Source organism: Rhizobium sp. P1_E6 (assembly GCF_056405875.1).
Genome location: NZ_JBFUBG010000023.1, coordinates 1 through 22,880 on the forward strand (window position 1 = coordinate 1; position 22,880 = coordinate 22,880).

Consider the following 22,880-nt stretch of genomic DNA (forward strand, 5'->3'; position numbering starts at 1 on the left):
GCGTAGACCATGGCCTCGGCGAGAGCAGTCCTGCCGATCAGGTCGGCGACCATATCGCCAAAAGCCCACGGCGTCATGTCCGGCCAGGTGGCGGCCTGTTCGGCAAATGTCCGACCCGCCGCCGCAGCATAGGCACCGATGCCGGTATCGCCCACACCGGTTCCGGCAAACATCTGCCGGGGAACGATGACCCGGAAGCGCAGACCCAGACTGAGTTGCGCCGACAGGCCCTCGGCATATTTTGCAATGAACCACTGCGCGCGCTTGGCACCCGCATAACCGCCCGATAGCGGCGACCCTTGCACGGCGGCTCCGCTGGAGACCAGGACGACAAGCCCGCCCGGCGCCATCGGCAGGGTCAGAGCAGCCTGCACCCAATGCAGCGCTGCCTTGACGTCCACATTCCAGTTGGCCGTGAATGCCTCCCAGCCAATCCTGTCGATCCGTTCCATGGGCGGTTCCGCACCGGCATTCATGATGACGACATCAGGTCGCGTCTGCTCCATGATCCGCCACGCCGCGTCGACATCGGTTGCATCAGCCGATATGGCGGTGACGGTCGATTGCTCGCCTGACCCCTGCGCGGCATCAGCGTTTCGGGCGACGACGGTGACTTCGGCCGCGCGAGCCACGAATGCCTCGGCGAGCCCCCTCCCCAGGCCGCGGCTCCCGCCGACGACCACAATTCGCTTTCCTTCCAGATCCATCTCTCAGTCCTCATTCGGGTCGGGTTCCGACCGCTCGACGACGGTCGCAACAACGACGTTCCAACGAGGCGAAAAGAGTCATAGCCATTTGCGATTTGTGGGGGCCAGTGTCCAAAAGTCTGGCTCGACCGAAATTCGAGGGTGATCGATTGCGAATGGATTTCCGCGCCGGTCATGACGGCGGATTACAAATCGAAAGGTTTCACGATGGGAAGAGACGGGTGGCTGTGCGCTCGGCAAAGGCTTTTAGCCACCGTCAGCGTCGTGCGCGGTAAATGATATTTTGAAGCCGGTTCATTCTGTCAGAGATCAGCCCGGTCTCTACTGAACCAAAGACCCCTCCCCAACCCCTCCCCACAAGGGGGAGGGACTAAACCGGAGCACCGCCCCGCTTCTTCCGAAACATCAGAATTCTGGAAAGCCAGGGCGGCAGGTCAGCCCCTCCCCCTTGTGGGGAGGGGTTGGGGAGGGGTTTTTCACCCTGAAGATGCCGCATTGGCCCACCAGCCACGGTGCCGATCAGGCCAACAACCCGTGGAGGACGAGATCGATATGCGCTTTCACATAGGCGGTCTTGTCGAGAACTCGCCGCTCGTCGAAGAGCAGCTTGAAGAACAGGAAGGTGATGGCCGGCGCCACGACGGCATCGGAGAACGCAGCCGGTCCCGATCGGAACTCGCCGAGCCTTACGCCGTCATCGATAATGGACTGCAATTGCCCGTCGAGAGGATCGATGAATGTCTCGTGGTGCCTGTCGACGATCTGGGGGAAGCGCAAGCCTTCGGCGATGACGAACCGCATCATCTCGCGCAATCGGCGATCGCTGATCATGAGATCGTAGATCTGCTCGATCGTCTTCTGGAGCCGCTCCACGGCGGTGCCCTTCTGTTGATTTACCCTCGCCAGAAGACCTTCCAGGGGCACTGAAATGTGCCGGATCATCGCTTCGAAAAGCTGCTCCTTGGTCTCGAAGTAAACATAGACGGTTCCCTTCGTGACCCCGACCCTGCTGGCAATGTCTTCGACACGCGTCGCGACATAGCCGCGCTCGACGAACTCTTCGAACGCCGCATCCAGGATCTCTATGGGCCGGCGGGCCTTCTGCTCGGCACGCGTCAGTTTCTTCGTATCTAGCATGGCTCACCTTGAGCGTTTTTCGTGGTCAAGCGTCAAGAAATTTTCATTGACTGATGGGTTAGTCAATATTATTCGTCTGCCGAACCGATGCAAGAGGTAAATCATGAAAACTGTCCTTGTTGCCGCCTGGCTGGGCGTCAGCGCAGTCGCGCTCGCCTCATGCGATGAGCAAAGCGCGAGTGAGGCAAAGCCCAGAAATGTGGAGACTGTCGTGGCCAAGGTCACGCCAACAGTCGAAAGCAACGCCATCACCGGCGAGGTCAGCGCCCGCGTCGAAAGCGACCTTTCCTTCAGGGTCAGCGGGCGCATCGTCGAGCGTTTCGTCGATGTCGGATCGTCGGTGAAGGCGGGACAGGTGCTGGCGCGCATGGACGCCGAAGAGCAGAAGGCCGATCTCGGCGTCGCCACCGCGAACCTGCAGTCGGCAGTGGCTCAGCAGACGCAAGCCCAGCTGGCATTCGACCGGCAGCAGAACCTCTTCAGGACGCAGGTTGCGACCCGGGCGGCACTCGATCAGGCGCAGGAAGCGCTGCTGACCGCCCAGGGCAGCGTGAAACTCGCGCAGGCTCAGCTCGATACGGCACAGGACGCGCTCTCCTACACGGAACTGCGCGCCGATGCCGATGGCGTCATCACCGCCAGAAACGCCGAGGTTGGCCAGGTCGCGCAAGCGGCGCAACTCATCTTCACGCTTGCGCATGATGGACCGCGCGACGCCGTCTTCAACGTCTTCGAGTCCCTTTATCTCGGCCGAAACCTTGAAAACACGGTCGCCGTCAGCTCCCTCTCGGCGCCATCGCACAAGATAGAAGCTTCCGTGCGCGAAATCTCACCCACGATCGACCCGTCGACCGGAACGATCAGGGTCAAGGTGGGCCTCGAAGCGACGCCCGACATGCAGCTTGGCGCGCCTGTCGTCGGCTCCTTCCGCTCCAAGGCGCAGAACGCGATCGAATTGCCGTGGTCGGCAATGGCCTCCAAGAGCGGCCAGCCGGCCGTCTGGATCGTCGACCCCGCCTCCTCGAGCGTGTCGCTGCATCCGGTCGATGTCTCCGATTATGAGACCGGCCGTTTCGCGGTGCGCGCGGGTGTCTCCCCGGGAGACATCGTCGTCGTCGACGGCACGAAATTCCTGCGATCGGGCGAAGTCGTCGCATACGGCAAGGGAGCCGCAGAATGAAGATCCGTATTACAGCCGGCCTTGCGATCCTCGGGTCACTGCTGCTGGCTTCCTGCCAGAAGCAGGAGGAAGCGCATGAGCAGCCGCCGCGTCCCGTCCTTTCCGTCGTCGTCAAGCCGACCGCGGCCTCCGCACTGACCCTGCCGGGCACGGTCCAGGCCAGGATCGAGACCCAGCTTGCATTCCGCGTCCTCGGACGGGTCATAGCGCGCAAGGTCAGCGTCGGCGATGTCGTCAGGAAGGGCGATGTCATTGCTGCCATCGATCCGCTGGCGCTGGAGCTTGCGGTCAAGAGCTCGCAGTCCGAGCTTTCGAATGCCCAGGCGCAGTTGGCGAATGCCGCATCGTCAGAAGAACGCCAGCGCTCCCTGCTCGCGAGCCGATCGGGCAGTGAAGCAGCCTATGAAGAGGCCGAACTCGGGCGCAAGAGCGCCATAGCTGCGGTCGCCAAGGCGCAGGCCAATCTGGACAAGGCCGAAGAGCAGCTTGGATACACGCAGCTCAGGGCGGAATTCGACGGCGTCGTGACGGCGACTTCGGCCGAAGTGGGTCAGGTCGTGGCCGCCGGCCAGAGCATCGCCACCATCGCCCGCCCCGAACAGAGCGATGCAGTGATCGACATACCGGTCGCAAGCTTCGATGGTCTCAAGGTGGGATCGCCCTTCGAGGTCGCCCTCCAGCTGGACCCGACCATCCGCACGAGCGGCACGGTCAGGGAGATCGCGCCGGAAGCCGAGGCGACGACGCGCACGCGGCGCACGAAGATAACGCTCGTCGATCCGCCGCCAGCCTTTCGCCTGGGCTCGGTCGTCACGGCAACCGCAACCGTCCATGCTGAGCCGATGATCCTGCTCCCCTCCTCCTCCATCCTGACGAAGGATGGAAAGCCGAACGTTTGGGTGGTCGATACCGCCGCCGCCAAAGTTTCCATACGCCCGATCAGGATCGTTGGAGACATCGTCGAGGGAGGCTCCGTCCGCATCGCCGAGGGCGTCAGCCCGGGCGATCGCGTCGTCGTCGCCGGTGTTCACAAGCTTGTCGATGGCCAGGCCGTCAGAGTAGACTGAGGAATAATCCCCGTGAAAAAATTCAACCTGTCCGACTGGGCGCTCGAACATCGTTCGCTCGTCTGGTACTTCATGATCGTCTTCATTCTGGCCGGCGCCTTTTCCTATATCGGTCTCGGCCGCGAAGAAGATCCCAATTTCACCATCAAGACCATGATCATCCAGGTGCAATGGCCTGGCGCGTCTGCCGAGGAAGTGACGAAACAGGTCACCGACCGCGTCGAAAAGAAGCTCGAGGAACTGGAATCGCTCGATTTCACCCGCAGCGAGACGGTTGCCGGGCAGACGACGATCTTCGTGGAACTCCTGCCGACGACCAAGGCCAAAGATGTGAATGCCATCTGGGTGCGCGTGCGCAACATGATCGGCGACATCAAGGGAGATTTCCCGAGCGGCGTTATCGGGCCGTTCTTCAACGATCGCTTCGGCGATGTCTTCGGCAATATCTACGCCTTCACCAGCGACGGGCTGACACAGCGCCAGCTTCGCGATCTCGTCGAGGACGCGCGCGCAAAAGTGCTGACGGTTCAAAATGTCGGCAAGGTGGATGTTATCGGCGCGCAGGACGAGGCGATCTATCTCGAATTCTCCACGCGCAAGATCGCAGCACTCGGGCTTAACCAGCAATCGGTGATCGAGACACTGCAGGCGCAGAATGCCGTCACACAGTCGGGCTTCGTCGACGCCGGTCCCGAGCGCATCGCCTTGCGGGTGAGCGGCCAGTTCACCTCGGAGGAAAGCCTGAAATCGATCAATCTTCGTGTCAACGATCGCTTCTTTCCGCTGACCGATGTCGCGACGATCAAGCGCGGCTATGTCGATCCGCCCTCCTCGCTGTTCCGGTATAACGGCCAGCCGGCCATCGGGCTCGCCATCGGCATGAAATCAGGCGCAAACCTGCTTGAATTCGGCGAAGCGCTCGACAAGGAGATCGAGCAGGTCACGGCAGACCTTCCGATCGGCGTAGACGTCGAGCGCGTCTCCGATCAGCCTGCCGTCGTGGATGAGGCCGTGTCGGGCTTCACGCGTGCGCTGTTCGAGGCGATCGTCATCGTGCTTGCGATCAGCTTCATCAGCCTCGGTGTTCGCGCGGGGCTCGTGGTTGCCATCTCCATTCCGCTCGTGCTGGCGATCACCTTCCTCGTCATGGCCTACTCGGGTATTTCGATGCAGCGTATTTCGCTGGGCGCGCTGATCATCGCCCTCGGTCTTCTGGTCGATGACGCGATGATTGCCGTGGARATGATGGTGGCCCGCCTGGAGGTCGGCGATGACCTCCGAAAAGCGGCGACATATGTCTATACCTCGACCGCCTTCCCGATGCTGACAGGTACGCTGGTGACGGTCGCGGGCTTCATCCCCGTCGGCCTCAACTCTAGCGCCGCCGGCGAATTTACCTTCACCCTTTTCGTGGTCATCGCCGTCTCGCTGCTGGTGTCATGGGTCGTCGCGGTCCTGTTCACGCCGCTGCTCGGCGTGACCATCCTTCCGAAGACCATGAAATCGCATCATGACCAGAAAGGCCGTTTTGCACGGGCCTTTGCGTGGCTGCTCAGCGTGGCCATGCGCTGGCGCTGGATAACCATCGGCGCGACCGTGGCAACCTTCGCTCTTTCCATCGGCGGCATGAGCCTGGTGCAACAACAGTTCTTCCCCTCCTCCGACCGGCCCGAACTGATCGTCGACTGGAACCTGCCGCAGAACAGCTCGATTTCGGAAACGAACAAGCAGATGGCCAGGTTCGAAAGCGAGATGCTGGCCAACAACGGGGATATCGACCACTGGACGAGCTATGTCGGCCAGGGCGCTCCCCGCTTCATCCTGTCCTTCGATGTGCAGACGCCCGATGTCTCGTTCGGCCAGACCGTGATCGTCACCAAGGGGCTCGACGTCCGCGACAAGGTCAAGGAAGAGCTGCAGGCCTATCTGACGAAGACCTTCCCCGGCACCGACGCCTTCGTAAAGCTGCTCGACATCGGCCCGCCGGTCGGCAAGCCCGTGCAATATCGCGTCAGCGGGCCTGACATTCAGAAGGTCCGTGATCTCTCTCACCAGCTTGCCGGCATCGTCGGGCAGAATCCGCTGCTGTCCAACATGACCTTCGACTGGAACGAACCATCGCGCGTGGTCAAGGTCGATGTACTCCAGGACAAGGCACGTCAGCTGGGCGTCTCGTCGCAGGATATCGCAACGGCGCTCAACAGCATCGTCGAGGGATCGGCGGCCACGCAGATCCGCGACGACATCTACCTCGTCGATGTCATCGGCCGCGCCCAGACCTCGGAGCGAGGGTCGATCGAGACGCTGCAGAACCTTCAGCTTGCCGGCTCCAACGGCAACTCCGTGCCCTTGTCCGCGGTTGCGAAATTCCACTACGAGCTCGAGCAGCCGACGATATGGCGGCGCACGCGCACGCCGACCATCACCCTCAAGGCTGCGGTCATAGGACCGACGCAACCGGCGACGATCGTCACCGAACTGCAGCCGAAGGTCGACGAGTTCCGCAACGGCCTTCCGAGCGGCTACCGCGTCGTCGATGGCGGCTCGGTCGAGGAAAGCGCGAAAGCGCAGGGGCCGATCGTGGCGGTAGCGCCGCTGATGCTGTTCGTCATGGCGACGATCCTGATGATCCAGCTGCAGAGTTTCAGCAGGCTGTTTCTGGTGTTCGCCGTTGCCCCCACCGCGCTGATCGGCGTTGTTGCAGCGCTGCTCTTCAGTAATTCGCCCATGGGGTTCGTCGCCATCCTCGGTGTCCTGGCGCTGATCGGCATCCTGATCCGCAACTCGGTGATCCTCATCGTCCAGATCGAACACCTTCGAAGCGAGGGCATGCCACCCTGGCAAGCCGTCATCGAAGCGACGGAGCATCGAATGCGCCCGATCATGCTGACGGCGGCCGCAGCGACGCTCGCGCTGATCCCGATCTCCAGGGAGATATTCTGGGGGCCGATGGCCTACGCGATGATGGGCGGCATTGTCGTCGGCACGGTCCTGACGCTGCTCTTCCTGCCTGCTCTGTATGTTGCCTGGTTCCGAATACCCCGCGAAGCCTGACAACATCAGGCCCGTCCGGATCACTCCGGGCGGGCCACCTATCGGTTACCACGCGGAAACCGATAGCGTCGCATTGCGGTGGGCCTATTTCGCGCCCGCAGCGGATTCGATGACCGCCGCCACCTCTTCGGCGTGCGACGCCAGCGAGGCATGGCTGCCGTCGACGGTCGTGACCTTGGCCTTCATCCGTTCGGCAAAGAAGGTCTGAGCGTGCGGATCGAGGAGTTGATCCTGTGCACTGAGAACGTACCAGCTCGGCTTGACATGCCATGCGGCGATCTTGGTGACCTCGTCGAAGGCGGTGTGATTGAGCGGCATCTGATGGGTGGCCAGATACTCGCCGATATTCTTGGGCAAGTCGCCTGCCACGGCGCTTGGGAATACTGCCGGATCGATGGTCAGATAGCCCCTGCCGTCGGCCCGGATGGCCTTGACGCCGGCGGTCGCCGGTCCGCTTGCCGCCAGCGCCGAAACCGTTTCACCCTTGTCAGGCGCGAAGGCCGAGACATAGACCAGGGACGACACCTTGGCATTGATGCCGGCTTCGCCGATCACCACGCCAGCCCAGGAATGACCGACGAGAACGGTCGGTCCATCCTGCGCATCGAGTGCCGCATTCGTGGCGGCGACATCGTCGGCAAGCGAGGTCAGCGGATTCCTGACGGCGGTCACCTTGTAGCCTTTGGCCGTCAGAATGGCGGCGACGCCATTCCAGCTCGTCTCGTCGACGAAGGCGCCGTGAACCAGCACGATATTCTTGACGACGCCGGCGGGAAGCGTCGGCTGGGCGGAAGCCGGCGCAGCACCGAAAACAGCGGTGGACAGCATCAGGGCGGAGAAAATGAGGTTTTTCATTGGGGGCTCATTTGGTTGCATTTACTGCGGGGTTGATTTCAGTCCGGATAATCTGCAATATCCTGGCCATCGGCAGGCCTGTCAGAACCATCCGCTCATTTTTTCATAAGCATCTGTATGTTCAGGATTTTATTCGCTGAACACACCCAAAACATAGGATCTGAAGCGATGAGGCGCCATGACCCGAACCCCGCAAGTCATGCTCCATCGTCCGGAAATGCGAGCATGCTTGCGGCCCGGGTCGATCTCCTGTCGCAGATACTGACGCTGATCAGGCTTGAGGGAGAGCTGGTGTTCGCGGCGGAGCTGACACAACCTTGGGCGTTGCGCTTCGAGCCCGGATCGGCCTATTTTTTCGTCGTTCTCGAGGGCGAGCTGACAGTTCTGGCTGCCGACGGACCACCGATCCGCGCCGTGACCGGTGATCTGGTCATGCTGCTGCGCGGCGTGGGGCATATCCTGAGCGACGGCGGCGGTTCAGCCGCGGCGCCGGTGAGCCAACTGATGGGCGAGCAGTTCACGACCGAGCGGCTGAGCGTGCGCCACGGTGGCGATGGCGCCCGAACCAAACTTATCGCGGGCGCTTTTCATTTCGAGAACGAGTCCATGCCCTGGGTCGTCTCGTCGCTGCCGGCCGTGATCCACATCCCGAAGGCGGGAGGCCAGACGGCAAGCTGGGCGGAGGGTCTCGCTCATTTCATGATGGTCGAGGCGCAGGAGGTCCATCCCGGCTCGTCGATCATGATCTCGCGGCTCATCGACGTGCTGGTCATCCGGATCCTGCGCACCTGGGTGCAGACGGAAAAGGCCGGCGATACCGGCTGGCTGGGCGCGCTGGCCGATCCGCGCATCAGCCGCGCCCTGAAAGCCATCCACGACGAGCCATTCCGGCGCTGGAGCGTGGTCGAGCTTGCGCATGTGGCGGGCATGTCGCGCTCGAGCTTTGCCGAACGCTTCTCCGCGCTGGTCAAGGAAGCGCCGCTTTCCTATCAGAGCCGGTGGCGGCTGACCCTTGCGCTCAACCTGCTGCGCCAGGCCGATTCAAGGGTCAGCGACGTGGCGCGACAGGTCGGTTACGATTCCGACGCGGCATTCAGCAGGGCCTTCAAAGCACAGTTCGGCATTGCTCCAGTGCATGCCAGGCTGGCCACTCCGCCGGAGTTGCAACCGAGCCAGGTTCAGTCTGACAGCTAGGTTGAGGGCTCATCTTCCGGCTCCGTTACCGAGGTCCTGGCCCTAGCGGCCGACTGCGGCGCCGAGGTTTGCAAGCGCTTCACGCACCCGCTCACGCGCCTGCTCCGGAAGGCCGAGCACCGGGCGCGGCGGCGTAAACCGGCCGAGGCCGATGAGATCGGCAATCGTAAACATGACGCGGAAACTGCCGAATTCCTTGAACAGCGCCCAGAGCGGCGCGAAGGCATCGTCGATGCGTCTTGCCTCGCTCGCGTCGCCTACCTGAGCGGCCCTCGTCAGCTTCAGTGCCTCGGCGGGCAACAGTCCGCCGGCAACGCTATACCAGCCATCGGCGCCTGCAAGAAGCGCATCCGCTGCACCCCAGTCGCCACTATAACCGACCGCGAAATCATCGGGCGTCACCGAACGGAGACTTGCGATCTCGGCTGCGATATCGCCATTGGCAGGCAGCGGCATCTTCACCGCTTTGACGGTGCCGAGCTTGGCGAGCCGGGCGATCAGCTCGGTGCTGAAGGTGAATTTCGTCGTGCCCGGATTGTTGTAGATGCAGAGCGGCAGCTGCCCGACATCGGCCACGGCAGCGAAATGCTCGTAGACCTCATTGTCCGTCAGCGGCGTATAGGAGACCGGCGCCAGCAGCAGGCCATCCGCCCCGAGCGCCCGCGCATCATCGGCCAGCGCCTGCGCTTCATCCGTCCTGAGCGCCCCGACGCCGACGATGACGGGGATCTTGCCGCCGACGGCAGACATGGCCGTATCCACCGCGCGGCGTCGCTGGTCGCGCGACAGGAAGGCATAAGCGCCGGTGCTGCCGAGCAGCCCGATGGAATCGGCGCCGGCGGCCTGAATCCGGGTCAGCAGCGCGGCGAGCGCGCCGGTATCGGGGATGCCGGAGGCATCAGTCGGCGTGATCGGAAAGGCGGAAAGACCGTGGAAAAGCGGCATCGACAACGTCCCTTCTATGCGCGTGACAGCAGGAGTTTCATGCCCGCCGCACCGAAGACGAGCGCCAGCGTGCCCTCGATCCAGCGCCGCGCGTGGCGATACATGCGGATCATCGGCGCAGTGGAAAAGACCAGCGCATAGCCGCAGAAGATCGTGACGCTGAGAATGGCGCAGCCCGCAAGGATGATGGCGACGGTCGTCGGCGTCGCGCCGGGGCCGAGGCCGAGCGTCATGGTCGCGATCCAGCCGAGCAGGGCTTTCGGGTTGGTCAGATGCATGAGCAGGCCGCGGCGATAGAGGCTGAACCCAGAGGCCGGCCTGATGGCATCGATCGCCCTGCCCTGCTTCTCATCGGAGGTCATGGCCGATTTGCCGGCCTTGTAGGCAAGGAACAGCAGGTAGAGACCGCCGAAGACCTTCAGGATGATGAGCGCCTGGACATATTGGGCAAGAATGGCAGAAACCCCGGTCGCCGCCATCGAGCCCCAGAAGAGCGAGCCGCTGACGACACCTGCGGCGATCATCAGCGCCGACTGGCGACCCTGATGCATGGCCACGCCCATGATGCGCATGTTGCTGGGGCCTGGGCTGGCTGCGGCGATGATATAGGCGGTGAAGACAAGCGCGAGATGATGCGGATCGAATGACATTCTGATTTCCCTGAGAGGTATGCAGCCGCACATGCCGTTCAGGAGCTTGAACGCGATCAGCCACATCACGCAAGCGATGACGGCTTCGAGAATGCGCCGGGAAACCGGCCGTGAAAAGATGGTGCGAAGCCAGGTCGCACCATATCCCAACGAAAACTTGTCTCCGTGACATTACCCGGCATCGACAGGCGCGATCAGCGCCGGCCCGAAACCGCAATTGATTTTCGGAAAGATTGATGTGGAGATTCAAATCATTATGTCGATTTTTATGCGTCCGGATGGACGCGCAAATGGTGCTCCAGGCTCACACGATGGAATGGCGCCTTCCACCGGCCAACTCCAATTTTGCACCAAGCCACTAGCCTGCAAAATGATTGTCCGGCCCAAAATGTAAAAAAACTGACATTGAAGTATGAAAGATGACGTCCCGTTAATCGCCGCACGGTGTTGGGAGATTTTTCGGCTTCTCGCACTCGTGTGGAATTCTTATTTCAGCGGGGTGTGACGTGTTTATCCAAAATGCAATTTCGAGGCCTGTTACCAAGAGGCGTGAACTGACAGTTCGCCTGCTATCGGGTGCAGCCCTATCCATATTGGTTGCCGGTTCGGCTCATGCAGGCGATGGCACCCTTCGGCTGCTGTCGCTGAATATCTGGAACCAGTTCAAGCAGACGCCTGCACTGACCAGGGATTTCATGGTCGCGGGTAACTGGGACGTGCTGATGTTTCAGGAAGCCAACGGCAGCAGATACGTCTCCGACATTCCCGGCATGCTGCAGAATGCGGGGCTTGGAACCTATAGTGGCCAATTGATCGGTGACGTCGGCGTGATCTCGCGACTTCCCGGCACCTATGGCACCTATACCGCTCCGGGTCTCAGCTCCCAGGGACGCTACGTGAACTATCAGGTTCTCGACGGCGAGGCCGGACGGCCGGTGACGACAGTCGGAACGGTTCACTTCGATTACGCCGACAAGGCAGACCAGCGCGTCAAGGAAGCCAAGGCCCTGAACGCCTGGGCGAAGTCTTCAGCCAATCCGGTGATCGTGAGCGGCGATTTCAATGCCGGCGACGTATCGGAGCGCGGCCTGCATTCGAAGAGCCAGCAGGAATTGCTGCTGCGCATCTATACGAAAAACGCCAACTCCTTCTATTACAGCCTGCTCCAGCAATATGCCAAGGACAAGACGGCGCTGGACAAATTCATCGCCGACTGGAGCCCGAAGAACGACGCGGCGATCGATGCGGCGACCATTCCCTCCGGCCTTTTCGAGGACGAGACCTATCCCGTCGCCGGCAACACGCCGCAGACGATGAATGTCCTCAAGAAGCAGTTCATGCTTCTCCAGACCGACCGCGAAAGGGAGCAGTTCAAGCCCCACGAACTCAATGACGGCAGCGTAACCTGGCCGTCGGCGGGCGAGGACGATACGAACACCTGGGGCAGCTGGCACCGGGTGAAGATCGATCACTTCCTGGCCTCACGGCCGTTCGGCAAGTGGTACACGATCGCAGATGACCCCAACGATCCCTATCTGGGTGTCATCCGTGACGTCTATGTGACCAAGCCTGATGGCACCAAGGCGCCCCTGTCCGACCATGATCCGGTCGCCCATGAATTCAAATGGATCGGACCGAGCCTGCAGACCTATCAGCAGACGGTCAACGGTGCACAGGTCGACAAGACACGTCTCGTATGGGGCAAGGACGCCACGACCTTTGCCGGTAACGGCAAGGAATTCTACCTGTCGCGCAACAACATGCGCCGCGACGTCTATCTCGGCCAGGTTTCCGATGYGGACGGCAAGCCGATCCTGACCGGCCTCACCGAGGCCGAGAAGAAGACCTTGCTCGACTGCAAAAGCAAGGATCCGCGCTTTGCCCAGGCCATTATCGACTACTGCATCGACGATCACAGTTTCATCGGCGAGACATTGGTTACTGATGGCGGCACCGTTATCGTCGACGAGGACCTGGCTCTCGGCGGCACCGAGGCGAACCTGCGTCTCGATAATGGCGCGCTGCGCATCGCCGGCACGGGAATGAAGAAACTTGACAGGTCTGTGGTCCTGGAATCCGGCGGCGGCACGCTCGATGTCGCCAATACGGCCAATGCCGTTGTCGTGGACCGGGCAATCTCGGGCGCAGGCAGTCTGACCAAGACGGGCCAGGGCACGCTCAATCTGACGGCGACCAATACCTATACCGGTGACACCAGCGTCAAGGGCGGACGCCTTGCGGTCAACGGCTCCATCGCAACATCGGGCATGACCACCGTCTATGACGGCGGCGTACTCGGCGGCAACGGCACTGTCGGCAACCTTGCCGTCGCGAATGGCGGCAGGATTGCGCCTGGCAATTCGGTCGGGACGCTGCACGTCGCCGGCAATCTCAACCTTGCGTCGGGCTCCGTCTACGACGTCGAAATTGACGAAACCGGCAGGACCGATCAGATCATCGTCACCGGCCAGACGGTGATTGCCGCGGGTGCGGCCGTCAATATCGTGGCGGGCGCCACCTACAAGCCGCTCACGAACTACTCCATTCTCACTTCGAACGCCGGCATCACCGGCTCCTTCGATGCGATCACCTCGAACTTCGCCTTCCTGGACCCCGGTCTGACCTATGGAGGCAACAGCCTGACGATGCGGCTGGAACGCAACGCTACGGCCTTCGCCGACGTCGCGACGACGTCAAACCAGCGCGGTGCGGCCTACGGTATCGACAGCCTCGGCTTCGGCTCCACCGTCTACGATGCGATCATATCGCTCGATGCGGAAAGCGCCCGTACGTCTTTCGCCCAGCTGGGCGGGGAAATCCATGCATCGACCTACAGTGCGCTGCTCGACAACAGCGACATCGTCCGCGACGGTGCATTCGATCGCCTGCGGTCGAGAATGGGCGTCACCGATCGGGCCGTGACCGAAGCCGAAATCGGCGCGGACACCCCTGCCGGCCGTGAGCAGGCGCTCGGTATCTGGAACAAGAGCTACGGAGCCTGGACGAAAAAGGACAGCGACGGCAATGCCTATGGCGTGGACCATTCCGCGGGCGGAATCATCGTCGGCGCGGACGGAACGCTCGGCAACGATTGGCGGGTCGGCGTGTTCGGCGGATATGGCCGCACGGCCGTTTCCATCGATACGCTGGCGTCGAAAAGCGACACCGATCAGATCGATCTCGGCGTCTATGCCGGCACCAATCTCGGTCCGGTCGGCATTCGGTTCGGTGCTGCCCATACATGGAACAGTATCGATAGCGCCCGTTCGGTCTTCCTCCCGACCTTCAGCGAGCGGCTGACCGCCGACTACAACGCCTCGACATCGCAGGTCTTCGGCGAAATCAGCTACCAGCAGTCGATCGGAACCGTCATGCTGGAACCCTTCGCCAATCTCGCCTATGTGAATTTCCGCAACGACGCTTTCTCCGAACACGGAGGCGCAACGGCGCTTTCCGTCGAAGGCACGACCCAGCAGGCGATCTTCACGGAAATCGGTCTCAGAGCCGCAACGGAGTTCAACCTGCAGGAAACGGTTGGAAGACTGCAGGGCTCGGTCAGCCTGCGTCATGCCAATGGCGATACCAAGCCAGAGACGAAGATGGCCTTTTCGGGCGGCAGCTCGTTTGACGTAAACGGTGCGCCGCTTGCGGAAAATGTTGCCGTGGTCAACGCCGGCGTGAATTTCGATCTCGGCTCGAACGCCGCCCTGGCCGTCTCCTATACCGGCCAGTTTGGTTCCGGCGCCAGCCAGAACGGCATCAATGGCTATCTCGGCGTCAGGTTCTGACGCCTTGCCGCATTATTCTTCCTGAATTAGTTTTCATCAAATGAGTTTTCACCCCGCACGCCGCTTGATAAGCGTTGTGCGGGGTTTTGATATGCTGAACACCCCGGAAAGGCCGGCACCACGATGCATTTTGCAGACAATCACGATGATGGCGGCAAGAAGGAGCGCCGGCAGGATTTTCTCATCCGTTATCTTGAGCAATATCAGTATATCTCGCTCGACGACATCGTCTCGCTCTGTTCCGTGACGGCGCAGACCGCGCGTCGCGATATCATGGCGCTGGAACGGCAGGGCAAGCTGCGCCGAACACATGGCGGGGCTGTCATTTCGCTTCCGATCGAAACCGGCATCTATCATCAGCGTCGCGTCAACAATGCCGAGGCCAAGCGCCAGATTGCCAACAAGATAGCCGAGCTTCTCCCGGACAACTGCTCGGTTTTCATCGACACCGGAACGACTTGCGAAGCAATTGCCCGGGCGCTCACGGTGCGCCGGAACCTTCGTGTCGTGACCTATAGCCTGAGAGTGGCGACGACCCTCAGCGAAAACACGGATTTCACGATAGCCGTTCCCGGCGGCTTCATCCGCAATGTCGATGCGGCGGTCTTCAGCGAAAATGCGCAGAATTTCATCCGGGCATTCAAGTTCGATTATGTCATCATCTCCGTCAGTGGCGTCGATAATGACGGCGACATAGGCGACGACGACTACGCCGAAGTGTCGGCTGTTCGCGCCGCCATGGGTCAGGCGGCCCGCGTCATCCTGGCGGTAGACAGCACCAAATTCGAACGCCGTGCACTCGTTCGTCTCGGGTCGATCTCCGAGATGGACATTGTCGTCTCCGAAGCGAGGCCAACCGAAAGGTTGCTGTCACTGCTGGACGGCAGCAAGACTGTCTATCAGGTGGCGAATATGGACAGCAATTCTTCAGGCCTCGTCGCAAAATCGGCGTGACATCCTGACGACAGCTCCGTTGCAAAGCCCCCTGGATCGGGAGCGGGCCGGCTCTCCTCTGATCGGCCCATTTCCGCACCGGAGCGCCCCTGCCCCCTCACATGCCGTTCAGGAGCCTGAACGCGATCAGCCACATCACGCAGGCGATGATGGTTTCGAGAATGCGCCAGGAAACCGGCCGCGAAAAGATGGGGCGAAGCCAGGCAGCACCATATCCAAGCGAAAAAAAGAACAGGAAGGAGCCGGTCACGGCGCCTGCGGCGAACGCCGCCTGATGCCCGGCAAAACGCGTCGAGATCGTGCCGAGCAGGATCACCGTATCGAGATAGACATGCGGATTGAGCCAGGTGAGCGCAAGGCACATGGCCATGGTCTTGCCGAAGCTCGCCCCCGCCCCGTTCGAAACCTGCAGCACGCCCGGTGACCGCACCGCCGAATACAGGCTTTTTGCCCCATACCAGATGAGAAATGCCGCCCCGCCATACCGCATGACCGGATCGAGCCAGGGCATGAGATCCACCACCTGTTTCAGGCTGGTAACGCCGATGACGATGAGGATCGCATCGGAGAGAGCACAGGCGAGGCAGACGGCAAACACATATTCGTTTCGCAGCCCCTGCCGCAGGACGAAGGCATTCTGTGCGCCGATCGCCACGATCAGGCTGAGGCCGGCGGCCAAGCCGGTGAAATAGGTCGTAAGGTCCATGATATCAGAGGTTTCCGTCCCGTTGCTGAGACGCTTCATAGACGGATCACCCGGATTAGGCTAATTAATCATCCTTACGTCAATTAAGCGCAACTTACCCATGATCGATTATCCCGCCCTTCGCGTGCTGCTCGCCGTCGTCCAGACCGGCAGCTTCGAAAAGGCCGCCGCCGTGCTGAACGTCACGCCATCGGCCGTCTCCCAGCGCATCAAGCAGCTTGAAGAGCGCCTGGGTGCCGCCCTCGTCGTGCGCGGAACGCCGTGCACGGCAACGGAAAAGGGCGACTGGCTCTGCCGCCACATGGAAAATGTCGGCATGCTGGAAAGCGAATTGCTCGAACACCTGCCGGCACTCAGCGACCGAGACAGTCCCGAGCAACGCGTCACGCTGCAGATCGCCACCAGCGCCGACAGCCTCGGCACCTGGTTTCTGGAGGCGATGGCGGATTTCTCGAAAAGCTCGAACTACCTCCTGAACATTTCCATCGACGATCAGGACCACACGGCCGAATGGCTCGAACGCGGCCGTGTCATCGCCGCCGTCACAAGCATGGAAAAGCCGGTCTCCGGCTGCCGCCGCTACTCGCTCGGCGCGCTACGCTACCACGCGACCGCCAGCCCCGAATTCGTCCGCCGCTATTTCCCTGACGGCGTCACCCCGCAAGCGCTTGCCCGCGCCCCGTCCATCACCTTCAACCAGAAGGACCGCCTGCAGGCGGAATGGATCCGCCGCACGTTYGCGACAGATATCAACGCACCGACGCACTGGCTGCCGACCGCACAGGGCTTCCTCGATGCCAGCCTGCTCGACATGGGCTGGGGCATGATCCCGACCCACCTGACTGAGGACCACATCAAGGCCGGTCAGCTCGTCGAACTGATATCAGGCACGCCTCTCGATGTCGTGCTCTACTGGCAGATCAGCCGTCTTGCCGCAGACCGGCTTACGGCCCTGACGCAGAAAGTGATCGAGGTGGCGAGACGGTCGCTGGTGTGAGGGTGACGTGCGGGTGCAAACAGCTGCTGCTTTGCGCCAAAAGCGGAGGTGGATGACATATCCACCAACCAGTGCCGGGAACTCTGGGCGGTCGTGCTAATCCCCACGCTATCACTACCTCGAAGGGCCAGATCCCAAATTTACCGAGAAACTGTCGTCTTTACTTCGGGCCGGTGCAGCTGACTAAATCCATTGAATATCCGCATTTGTTACCGCCGTACGTACTGTAGCGAGATACGGTAGAGGTGGTACAATTTGCCGCTGCCCAGACCTTCAGGCGCGCTTGCGCGGTAGCGCACGGCACCGCACTGGCAGCCGCCGCTCACTTCCATCTCGATGCGTTTCATCTTTTCTCCTTCAAGAGGCGGGTTGGGCTTCATCTCTTCCAGGTTTTCGTCTTCTGATCGTACCGGCTGAGGAATACTCTCTCGGTGGATCGCCGAACGGCTCTTCGCATGGATCATGCCGGACCACATGAATTCTCGGACGAACTCCGGGATAACCCGATTCCTGTTGCAATCGCCACTAAATTGCATTAGCTAATTCTTGAGGAAATATTCAAAGAAAAATTGAATACTGCAAAATCCACATGGAAAGGCGCAATTAATACGCCAACCGTGGCGGGATTTACTGTCTGCTTGCTATTGCAATCATCGTGCAACGAGAGCCGCATCGGTCGCGCCATCCGGAGGCGAAGAGGATCATGATAAAGACGGTTTACTTCGCAACCAATCGTCAGCCGCTGCTCGATCCCACAGATCCGCAGCATCAGCGGATCATCGGCTTCGGTTCCGAACTCGGGCCGACCAGCGGCATCGATGTGCGCTACGGAAGCGCCAAGGTCGACGTCAATCTGTCGAAGAAGACGAACGTGCTCGTGCCGGGCTCGCTCGCCGTTGCCAGTCAGCAGCTTCTCTTCGCCGAGGGAGAGGCGCCGACGCTCGGCAGCGACACGATCTTCGACGCCATCCGCGCCTCGATGAAGACCGACAACAAGCCGACGATCGCCTTCATCCACGGCTTCAGCAACAGTTTCGTCGATTCCGTCGAGCGCGCCGGCTGGCTGAGCGCCTTCTACGGTCTCGACGTCAACATATTCGTTTTCTCCTGGCCGTCGATTGCCGCGCTCCTGCCCATACCCACACCGTTTGGCGATTACGCCCATGACCGAAGGACCGCGGAGGCATCGGGCATGGCGATCGCCAGAACCCTGCGTCGCCTGAGCGACTTCGTCGACAAGCTCAGTCAGGAAGAGCGCTGCGATCAGGCCATTCACCTGATCTGCCACAGCATGGGCAATTATGTCATGCGAAACGCGCTGCAGGCGCTGATGAAACTGCCCGAACCCGCCTCCCCGACACTCTCGGCCGTCAATGCCATGACCTCGCTTGACGGCGCACCATCATCCTCCCTGCGCCGCTATTTCGACAAGGTGATCCTGGCTGCCGCCGACGAGGATGCCGACGCCTTCGACGACCCCCAGAAATTCAAGTTCCTGCCGCGGATCTGCAGGTCGATCACCGTCTATTATTCGGAGAAGGACTGGATTTTGAGCACGCTCAGCAGCGGCACGAAATTCAACGGACCGCGCCTGGGCGCCGAAGGCCCCGACAATATGGGCACCATCAGCGACAAGGTGACGGCCGTCGATGTCAGCGCCATCCTCGCCCCATCGGAGCCGGAGAACCACCAATATTACCGCGTCTTTCCGCAGATGCGCGACGACATAAAGGCGGTCCTTACCGGCACGCCGCCCGAAAAGATCGCCAATCGCCAGGCGATCGGGCAAGCCAGGTGGCGGATCGTCAAGAGGGCTGGAAGAGGCGGGTAAGCAACAGCAGACCTGCCGCAACTTACGAAAATCCGAAATTGCAGAATTAAGGACGACGAAACATCCAATCTTCCACGTGTCTCGATCAGAGGGGGCGTCGATGGCAATCGAATTCGTAATCGAACGCAGTGACAGGACCTACAAGGCAAGAGCAGACGGCGCGGCAGCGTTTTTCATCGGGCTGTCGACCCATTTCCGGGACAGGAGCTCGGGCGAGGATTTCCACGGGCTTTTCAACGTTCCGACAAACGGGCTTCCGAAGCTGCTCTATTCCGCCGCGGATCAGAGACCGGCATTCGGATTCTGGGCTGATTTCATTGAGCCGACCTCGAAATGCGAGGGCGGCAACTACCTGACGCTCAATACCTATGATCGCGCCAAATTCACCTTCGGCTTCGGCCAATTTGCGGCGCATGTGCCGGACGGCGATTTTGTCGTCTACTTCCGCGACATGCTGGGGCGACCCGAGGCCAGGGATTATTTTCCGGACCTGATGGTCAAAGGCGGCCGGATCGTCAGGCTCTCGACAATCGGGGAAGCTCAGCTCGAAAACGCGAGCTCGACGAAGCCCCTGATGAATTACCTCAATCCGACGACCACGCATATCGAGGATGACGAAGTCGTCGCATCCGCCAAGTTCATACACTGGACCGCCAACCATGCGGCCGCCCAGGCATTGCAGGCCTTTCACATGATCGGGACATTCAAGGACAAGATGGCGGCTGCGGACCGAAATCTCGGGCTCGACGGGCGAGCCGCGGATCGATGCGCCATCATCTGTGACATTCTGCACCAGGGACGGGCAAAATATCCGGCGATCCGCCAGGCGCTTGGGACGGGTACGCGGGATGCCTTGCTGGCACTTGGCTCGATTGCCTATCCCGACCGCATCAAGACCTTGAAGACCGCTCTGGATAAAGCCGGAGCGGTCCTGACCGGCAAGCATTGGAGCGCATCGAAACAGGATTTTGTGTGAGGGAGAGCGCCATGTCGTTTAACGAGGAACTTGTCAAAGTCACGTCTGACGAATGGGAAAGATGGGGATTTTCCGCAGCCCCCCTTCACAGGCCGAAGGCAATCGCGGGGCTGGAGGGAAAGCAGCCCTTTGTGGGATTTGTGCATGACTACTGGGTGGTGGTGAACCGGCCTGAGCGCAACGGCCTGACAGACAAGCCATGGTCTGCCGCTTTCATCTCATTCTGCTTCAAGACGGCCAATGCCGGAGACGATTTTCCCTACAGCGAAGGCCACTACGGCTATTGCCAGAAGATCCTGAAGGGAATGAGAGCCGGAAATCCCAAAATCACGATCGAGAAACCGGCAGAGACCGATCTGAAGCTCGGAGACCTGATCTGGGCCGGCCGATCGGGCACGGGATGCGGCACACCACCGCAAAGCTTTGACGGCGCGCTGACGGCGCTTCGAAAGAGGGACGGCTTCTTCTGCAGCCATGCCGATATCGTCGTCGCGATCCGCCCCGGCGAAGTCGACGTCATCGGCGGTAACGTGTCGGACTCCGTGACCAAGACGACCTATGTCACCAACAATGGCAAGATCGCGGATCCGCGTCACGCCTGGGTCGGCGTTATCAGGAATACGCTCTGAGCTTTTGAAACGACGCATCACGCCTTCCGAAAATCGGCTCCGATTTCCGGGCCGATACTGTTGGCGAAGGCGACGAATGAGCCCGCTCACCTTCCCCATCTGGGTTTTGAACCTGGAGTCAGCATTCGGGCGCGGCTGGCAGGCGGAGCTTTATGCTCATCAAAAAACCCCTCCCCAACCCCTCCCCACAAGGGGGAGGGACTAACCCGAGGCGCCCGCATTGCTCCTTCCAAAACGTCGAAGAAGTGGAAAGCGAGTGCGGCAGTCTAAGCCCCTCCCCCTTGTGGGGAGGGGTTTGGGGCGGGGTCTTTCTCCCCAGCACAATCGCCCTCAAGAAACGACGCGAACCTGTTTCAGCCGTCGCGTCGGGTACATCCATTTTCGTCACGATCTGCACCTTCTCCGCCCACTTGGCGCAGCTCATAAACAATGCCATACCGAACGCCACGACGGAGCCATCGATGACCGGGACCGCTTCTCTTCACACATTTGCCATCGGCGATGTCCACGGGCGTGCCGACCTGCTGGAGGAGATGCTGTCAGGCATTGCCGGCAAGGCGCGTGACGAGACGATCGACTACCGGATCGTCTTCCTTGGCGACATCATGGACCGTGGGCCGGAGAGCCGCAAAGCGCTGGATCTCGTCATCGCGACGCTGCGCGACAGGCCGGGCTCGAAACTGATACGCGGCAATCACGACGCCCTCCCTCTTCAGATCCTCGACGAGATGGACCCGGCCGTTCAGGCAGATCTTGTGAACCACTGGCAAGACCTCGGAGGCAGCGAGGCGATGCTGTCCTACGGCCTGCCCCGTGGGGCAGCCATCACCGCAGACGAGATCCGCCGCAGGTTTGGAGACGAGCGCCTGCAATGCCTGCGCGCTGCGGAACGCTATGTCGAACTCGACCACCACATCCTCGTCCATGCCGGCCTGAAACCCGGCATTCCCCTGGCCGAGCAGGATGCGCACACGCTGACGTGGATTCGCGGCGAGTTCCTGAACGCCAGCGCCTCGTTCGGCAAGATCGTCGTCCACGGGCACACGATTACCGCAAGCGAACGCGTCGAGATTTTCCCGAACCGGATTGCCATCGATACCGGCGCCTTCGCGACGAATATCCTGTCCGCGCTTCACATCAGCCCTTCAGGTGATGTCGCGGTGCTGCAGGTAGCGGAAGTCCGCCCCGGTTCGTGCCATTTTCAGGAAGGCAGGCCCCTCAAGCGGTCTCATGATGATGCGGATATGCTTTTCTAGGATTGGGCAGAGCGAGACGGGGTGAACGGGGTCAATTCGGCTCTCGTCTGAACGGCACGAGATTGGACGCAGAACCCTTCGCAAGATCCGGGCCGGCAAGCTCGCCCGGTTCCGCGCGCCAATCCGCCGTGATTTCCAGCCTGCGCGGGCTCGCCGGCATCTGGTCGCTGAAATAGCGCGTCGGCGTTGTTCCGAGCATGCGGCGGAACATGGCGATGAAGGCGCTGACGCTTTCATAGCCGAGATCGCCGGCAATGACGGTCACGAGCTGCCCTGCCGCGAGCCGCTGCAGCGCGACGCCGATATGCAGTTGCTGACGCCAGCGCACGAAGGACATGCCCGTCTCCCGCTGGAACAGGCGGCTGAGCGTCCGGTTGCTTGCGCCGACCCGTGCACCCCATTCGTCTATGGTGAACCGCAACCCGGGCTCGGCGACCATCGCTTCGGCCAGCCGCTGCAGCCGGCGGTCAGTGGGCATCGGCAGATGAATCGGCTCGAGCGGTGCTGCCCTCAGCTCATCGAGAAGCACGCCAACCAGACGGTGAAGCCGCTCCGGCTCCATCTCCGGACTGTCGGGGCGCGGCTCCAGGCGAAAAATCAGTTCGCGCAGGAAGGGCTGGACAAAGAGAATGCCGCATTCGTCCTTCAGGCCGCCGGTCAATCTCGCGTCGACATAGAGATTGCCGATCTTGACATGGCCGCAGACGCGGCCGCTATGGGAGGTGCCGCCCGGGATCCACAGCGCGCAGTTCGGCGGCACCGTCCAGACACCGCCGGCCGCCCTCATCGTCAGCACGCCGCTCATCACGTAAAGCAGTTGCGCCTTGCCGTGGCGATGCGGCTCGGACTCGCCAACGAAGGTCGTCTCGGTGATGAAACTGAAGGCCGGGCGCGACACCTCGTCGATCACGGAGGGGTCAAATCTATCCTGAATATTCATTGCCGATCCTCACA

The 22,880-nt window shown here is 61.2% G+C and carries 18 protein-coding genes and 1 pseudogene; 11 read left to right on the forward strand and 8 right to left on the reverse strand.

From position 1 onward, the window contains the following. A partial coding sequence (locus AC1D35_RS14210) for an SDR family NAD(P)-dependent oxidoreductase (protein WP_477938754.1) occupies positions 1-707 on the reverse strand: 707 nt, incomplete at its 3' end. 519 nt (positions 708-1,226) lie between these two features. Beyond that, complete coding sequence (locus tag AC1D35_RS14215; RefSeq protein WP_113307806.1) at positions 1,227-1,844, reverse strand: TetR/AcrR family transcriptional regulator; 618 nt, start codon at positions 1,842-1,844, stop codon at positions 1,227-1,229. Between the two features lie 103 nt (positions 1,845-1,947). Between AC1D35_RS14215 and AC1D35_RS14220 the strand changes: the two genes are divergently transcribed. Genes AC1D35_RS14220 through AC1D35_RS14230 form a run of 3 tightly spaced genes read left to right on the forward strand, consistent with a single transcriptional unit; the run spans position 1,948 to position 7,145 of the window. Beyond that, positions 1,948-3,024, forward strand: a complete 1,077-nt coding sequence (locus AC1D35_RS14220; protein ID WP_113307807.1) for an efflux RND transporter periplasmic adaptor subunit — start codon at positions 1,948-1,950, stop codon at positions 3,022-3,024. Then, positions 3,021-4,091, forward strand: a complete 1,071-nt coding sequence (locus tag AC1D35_RS14225) for an efflux RND transporter periplasmic adaptor subunit (RefSeq protein WP_113307808.1) — start codon at positions 3,021-3,023, stop codon at positions 4,089-4,091. Before AC1D35_RS14220 ends, AC1D35_RS14225 begins: the two co-directional genes overlap by 4 nt. A gap of 12 nt (positions 4,092-4,103) precedes the next feature. Next, positions 4,104-7,145, forward strand: a complete 3,042-nt coding sequence (locus AC1D35_RS14230) for an efflux RND transporter permease subunit (RefSeq protein ID WP_113307809.1) — start codon at positions 4,104-4,106, stop codon at positions 7,143-7,145. A gap of 84 nt (positions 7,146-7,229) precedes the next feature. Here the strand turns inward: AC1D35_RS14230 and AC1D35_RS14235 are convergent, their stop codons facing one another. After that, entirely contained in the window at positions 7,230-8,000 is a 771-nt protein-coding gene (locus AC1D35_RS14235; RefSeq protein ID WP_113307810.1) for an alpha/beta hydrolase, read from the reverse strand. 168 nt (positions 8,001-8,168) lie between these two features. On the opposite strand from AC1D35_RS14235, the gene AC1D35_RS14240 reads away from it, so the two are divergent. Then, positions 8,169-9,194 (forward strand): AraC family transcriptional regulator, encoded by a 1,026-nt coding sequence (locus tag AC1D35_RS14240; protein ID WP_113307811.1) that lies wholly within the window; start codon positions 8,169-8,171, stop codon positions 9,192-9,194. A 42-nt stretch (positions 9,195-9,236) separates the two neighbouring features. Here AC1D35_RS14240 and AC1D35_RS14245 read toward each other — a convergent pair whose 3' ends face one another. Both AC1D35_RS14245 and AC1D35_RS14250 read right to left on the reverse strand, forming a co-directional pair. Then, complete coding sequence (locus AC1D35_RS14245; protein WP_113307812.1) at positions 9,237-10,139, reverse strand: dihydrodipicolinate synthase family protein; 903 nt, start codon at positions 10,137-10,139, stop codon at positions 9,237-9,239. A gap of 14 nt (positions 10,140-10,153) precedes the next feature. Continuing rightward, positions 10,154-10,789 (reverse strand): LysE family translocator, encoded by a 636-nt coding sequence (locus tag AC1D35_RS14250; protein ID WP_113307821.1) that lies wholly within the window; start codon positions 10,787-10,789, stop codon positions 10,154-10,156. A 506-nt stretch (positions 10,790-11,295) separates the two neighbouring features. Here AC1D35_RS14250 and AC1D35_RS14255 point away from each other — a divergent pair. Further along, positions 11,296-14,577 (forward strand): autotransporter domain-containing protein, encoded by a 3,282-nt coding sequence (locus AC1D35_RS14255; RefSeq protein WP_477938758.1) that lies wholly within the window; start codon positions 11,296-11,298, stop codon positions 14,575-14,577. 123 nt (positions 14,578-14,700) lie between these two features. Further along, positions 14,701-15,531, forward strand: a complete 831-nt coding sequence (locus AC1D35_RS14260) for a DeoR/GlpR family DNA-binding transcription regulator (protein ID WP_113302024.1) — start codon at positions 14,701-14,703, stop codon at positions 15,529-15,531. 97 nt (positions 15,532-15,628) lie between these two features. On the opposite strand, the gene AC1D35_RS14265 is transcribed toward AC1D35_RS14260, so the two are convergent. Further along, entirely contained in the window at positions 15,629-16,237 is a 609-nt protein-coding gene (locus AC1D35_RS14265) for a LysE/ArgO family amino acid transporter (RefSeq protein WP_477852213.1), read from the reverse strand. A gap of 100 nt (positions 16,238-16,337) precedes the next feature. Here AC1D35_RS14265 and AC1D35_RS14270 point away from each other — a divergent pair, with 100 nt between their 5' ends. After that, positions 16,338-17,234 (forward strand): LysR family transcriptional regulator ArgP, encoded by an 897-nt coding sequence (locus AC1D35_RS14270; protein WP_113307813.1) that lies wholly within the window; start codon positions 16,338-16,340, stop codon positions 17,232-17,234. A 278-nt stretch (positions 17,235-17,512) separates the two neighbouring features. On the opposite strand, the pseudogene AC1D35_RS14275 reads toward AC1D35_RS14270, so the two are convergent. Then, positions 17,513-17,581, reverse strand: a pseudogene (locus tag AC1D35_RS14275) (GFA family protein); the annotation flags it as partial. A gap of 356 nt (positions 17,582-17,937) precedes the next feature. Between AC1D35_RS14275 and AC1D35_RS14280 the strand changes: the two are divergent. The 4 genes from AC1D35_RS14280 (at position 17,938) to AC1D35_RS14295 (ending at position 21,926) form a co-directional block, all read left to right on the forward strand. After that, entirely contained in the window at positions 17,938-19,065 is a 1,128-nt protein-coding gene (locus tag AC1D35_RS14280; protein WP_113307814.1) for an alpha/beta hydrolase, read from the forward strand. Between the two features lie 100 nt (positions 19,066-19,165). Beyond that, complete coding sequence (locus AC1D35_RS14285; protein ID WP_113307815.1) at positions 19,166-20,041, forward strand: hypothetical protein; 876 nt, start codon at positions 19,166-19,168, stop codon at positions 20,039-20,041. Positions 20,042-20,052: 11 nt separating this feature from the next. Continuing rightward, complete coding sequence (locus AC1D35_RS14290; protein ID WP_113302018.1) at positions 20,053-20,670, forward strand: DUF2272 domain-containing protein; 618 nt, start codon at positions 20,053-20,055, stop codon at positions 20,668-20,670. A 461-nt stretch (positions 20,671-21,131) separates the two neighbouring features. Continuing rightward, positions 21,132-21,926, forward strand: coding sequence for a metallophosphoesterase (locus AC1D35_RS14295; protein WP_113311395.1), 795 nt, complete (start codon positions 21,132-21,134; stop codon positions 21,924-21,926). A gap of 31 nt (positions 21,927-21,957) precedes the next feature. Here the strand turns inward: AC1D35_RS14295 and AC1D35_RS14300 are convergent, their stop codons facing one another. Continuing rightward, complete coding sequence (locus AC1D35_RS14300) at positions 21,958-22,866, reverse strand: AraC family transcriptional regulator (RefSeq protein WP_113311324.1); 909 nt, start codon at positions 22,864-22,866, stop codon at positions 21,958-21,960. Positions 22,867-22,880: the final 14 nt, after the last annotated feature.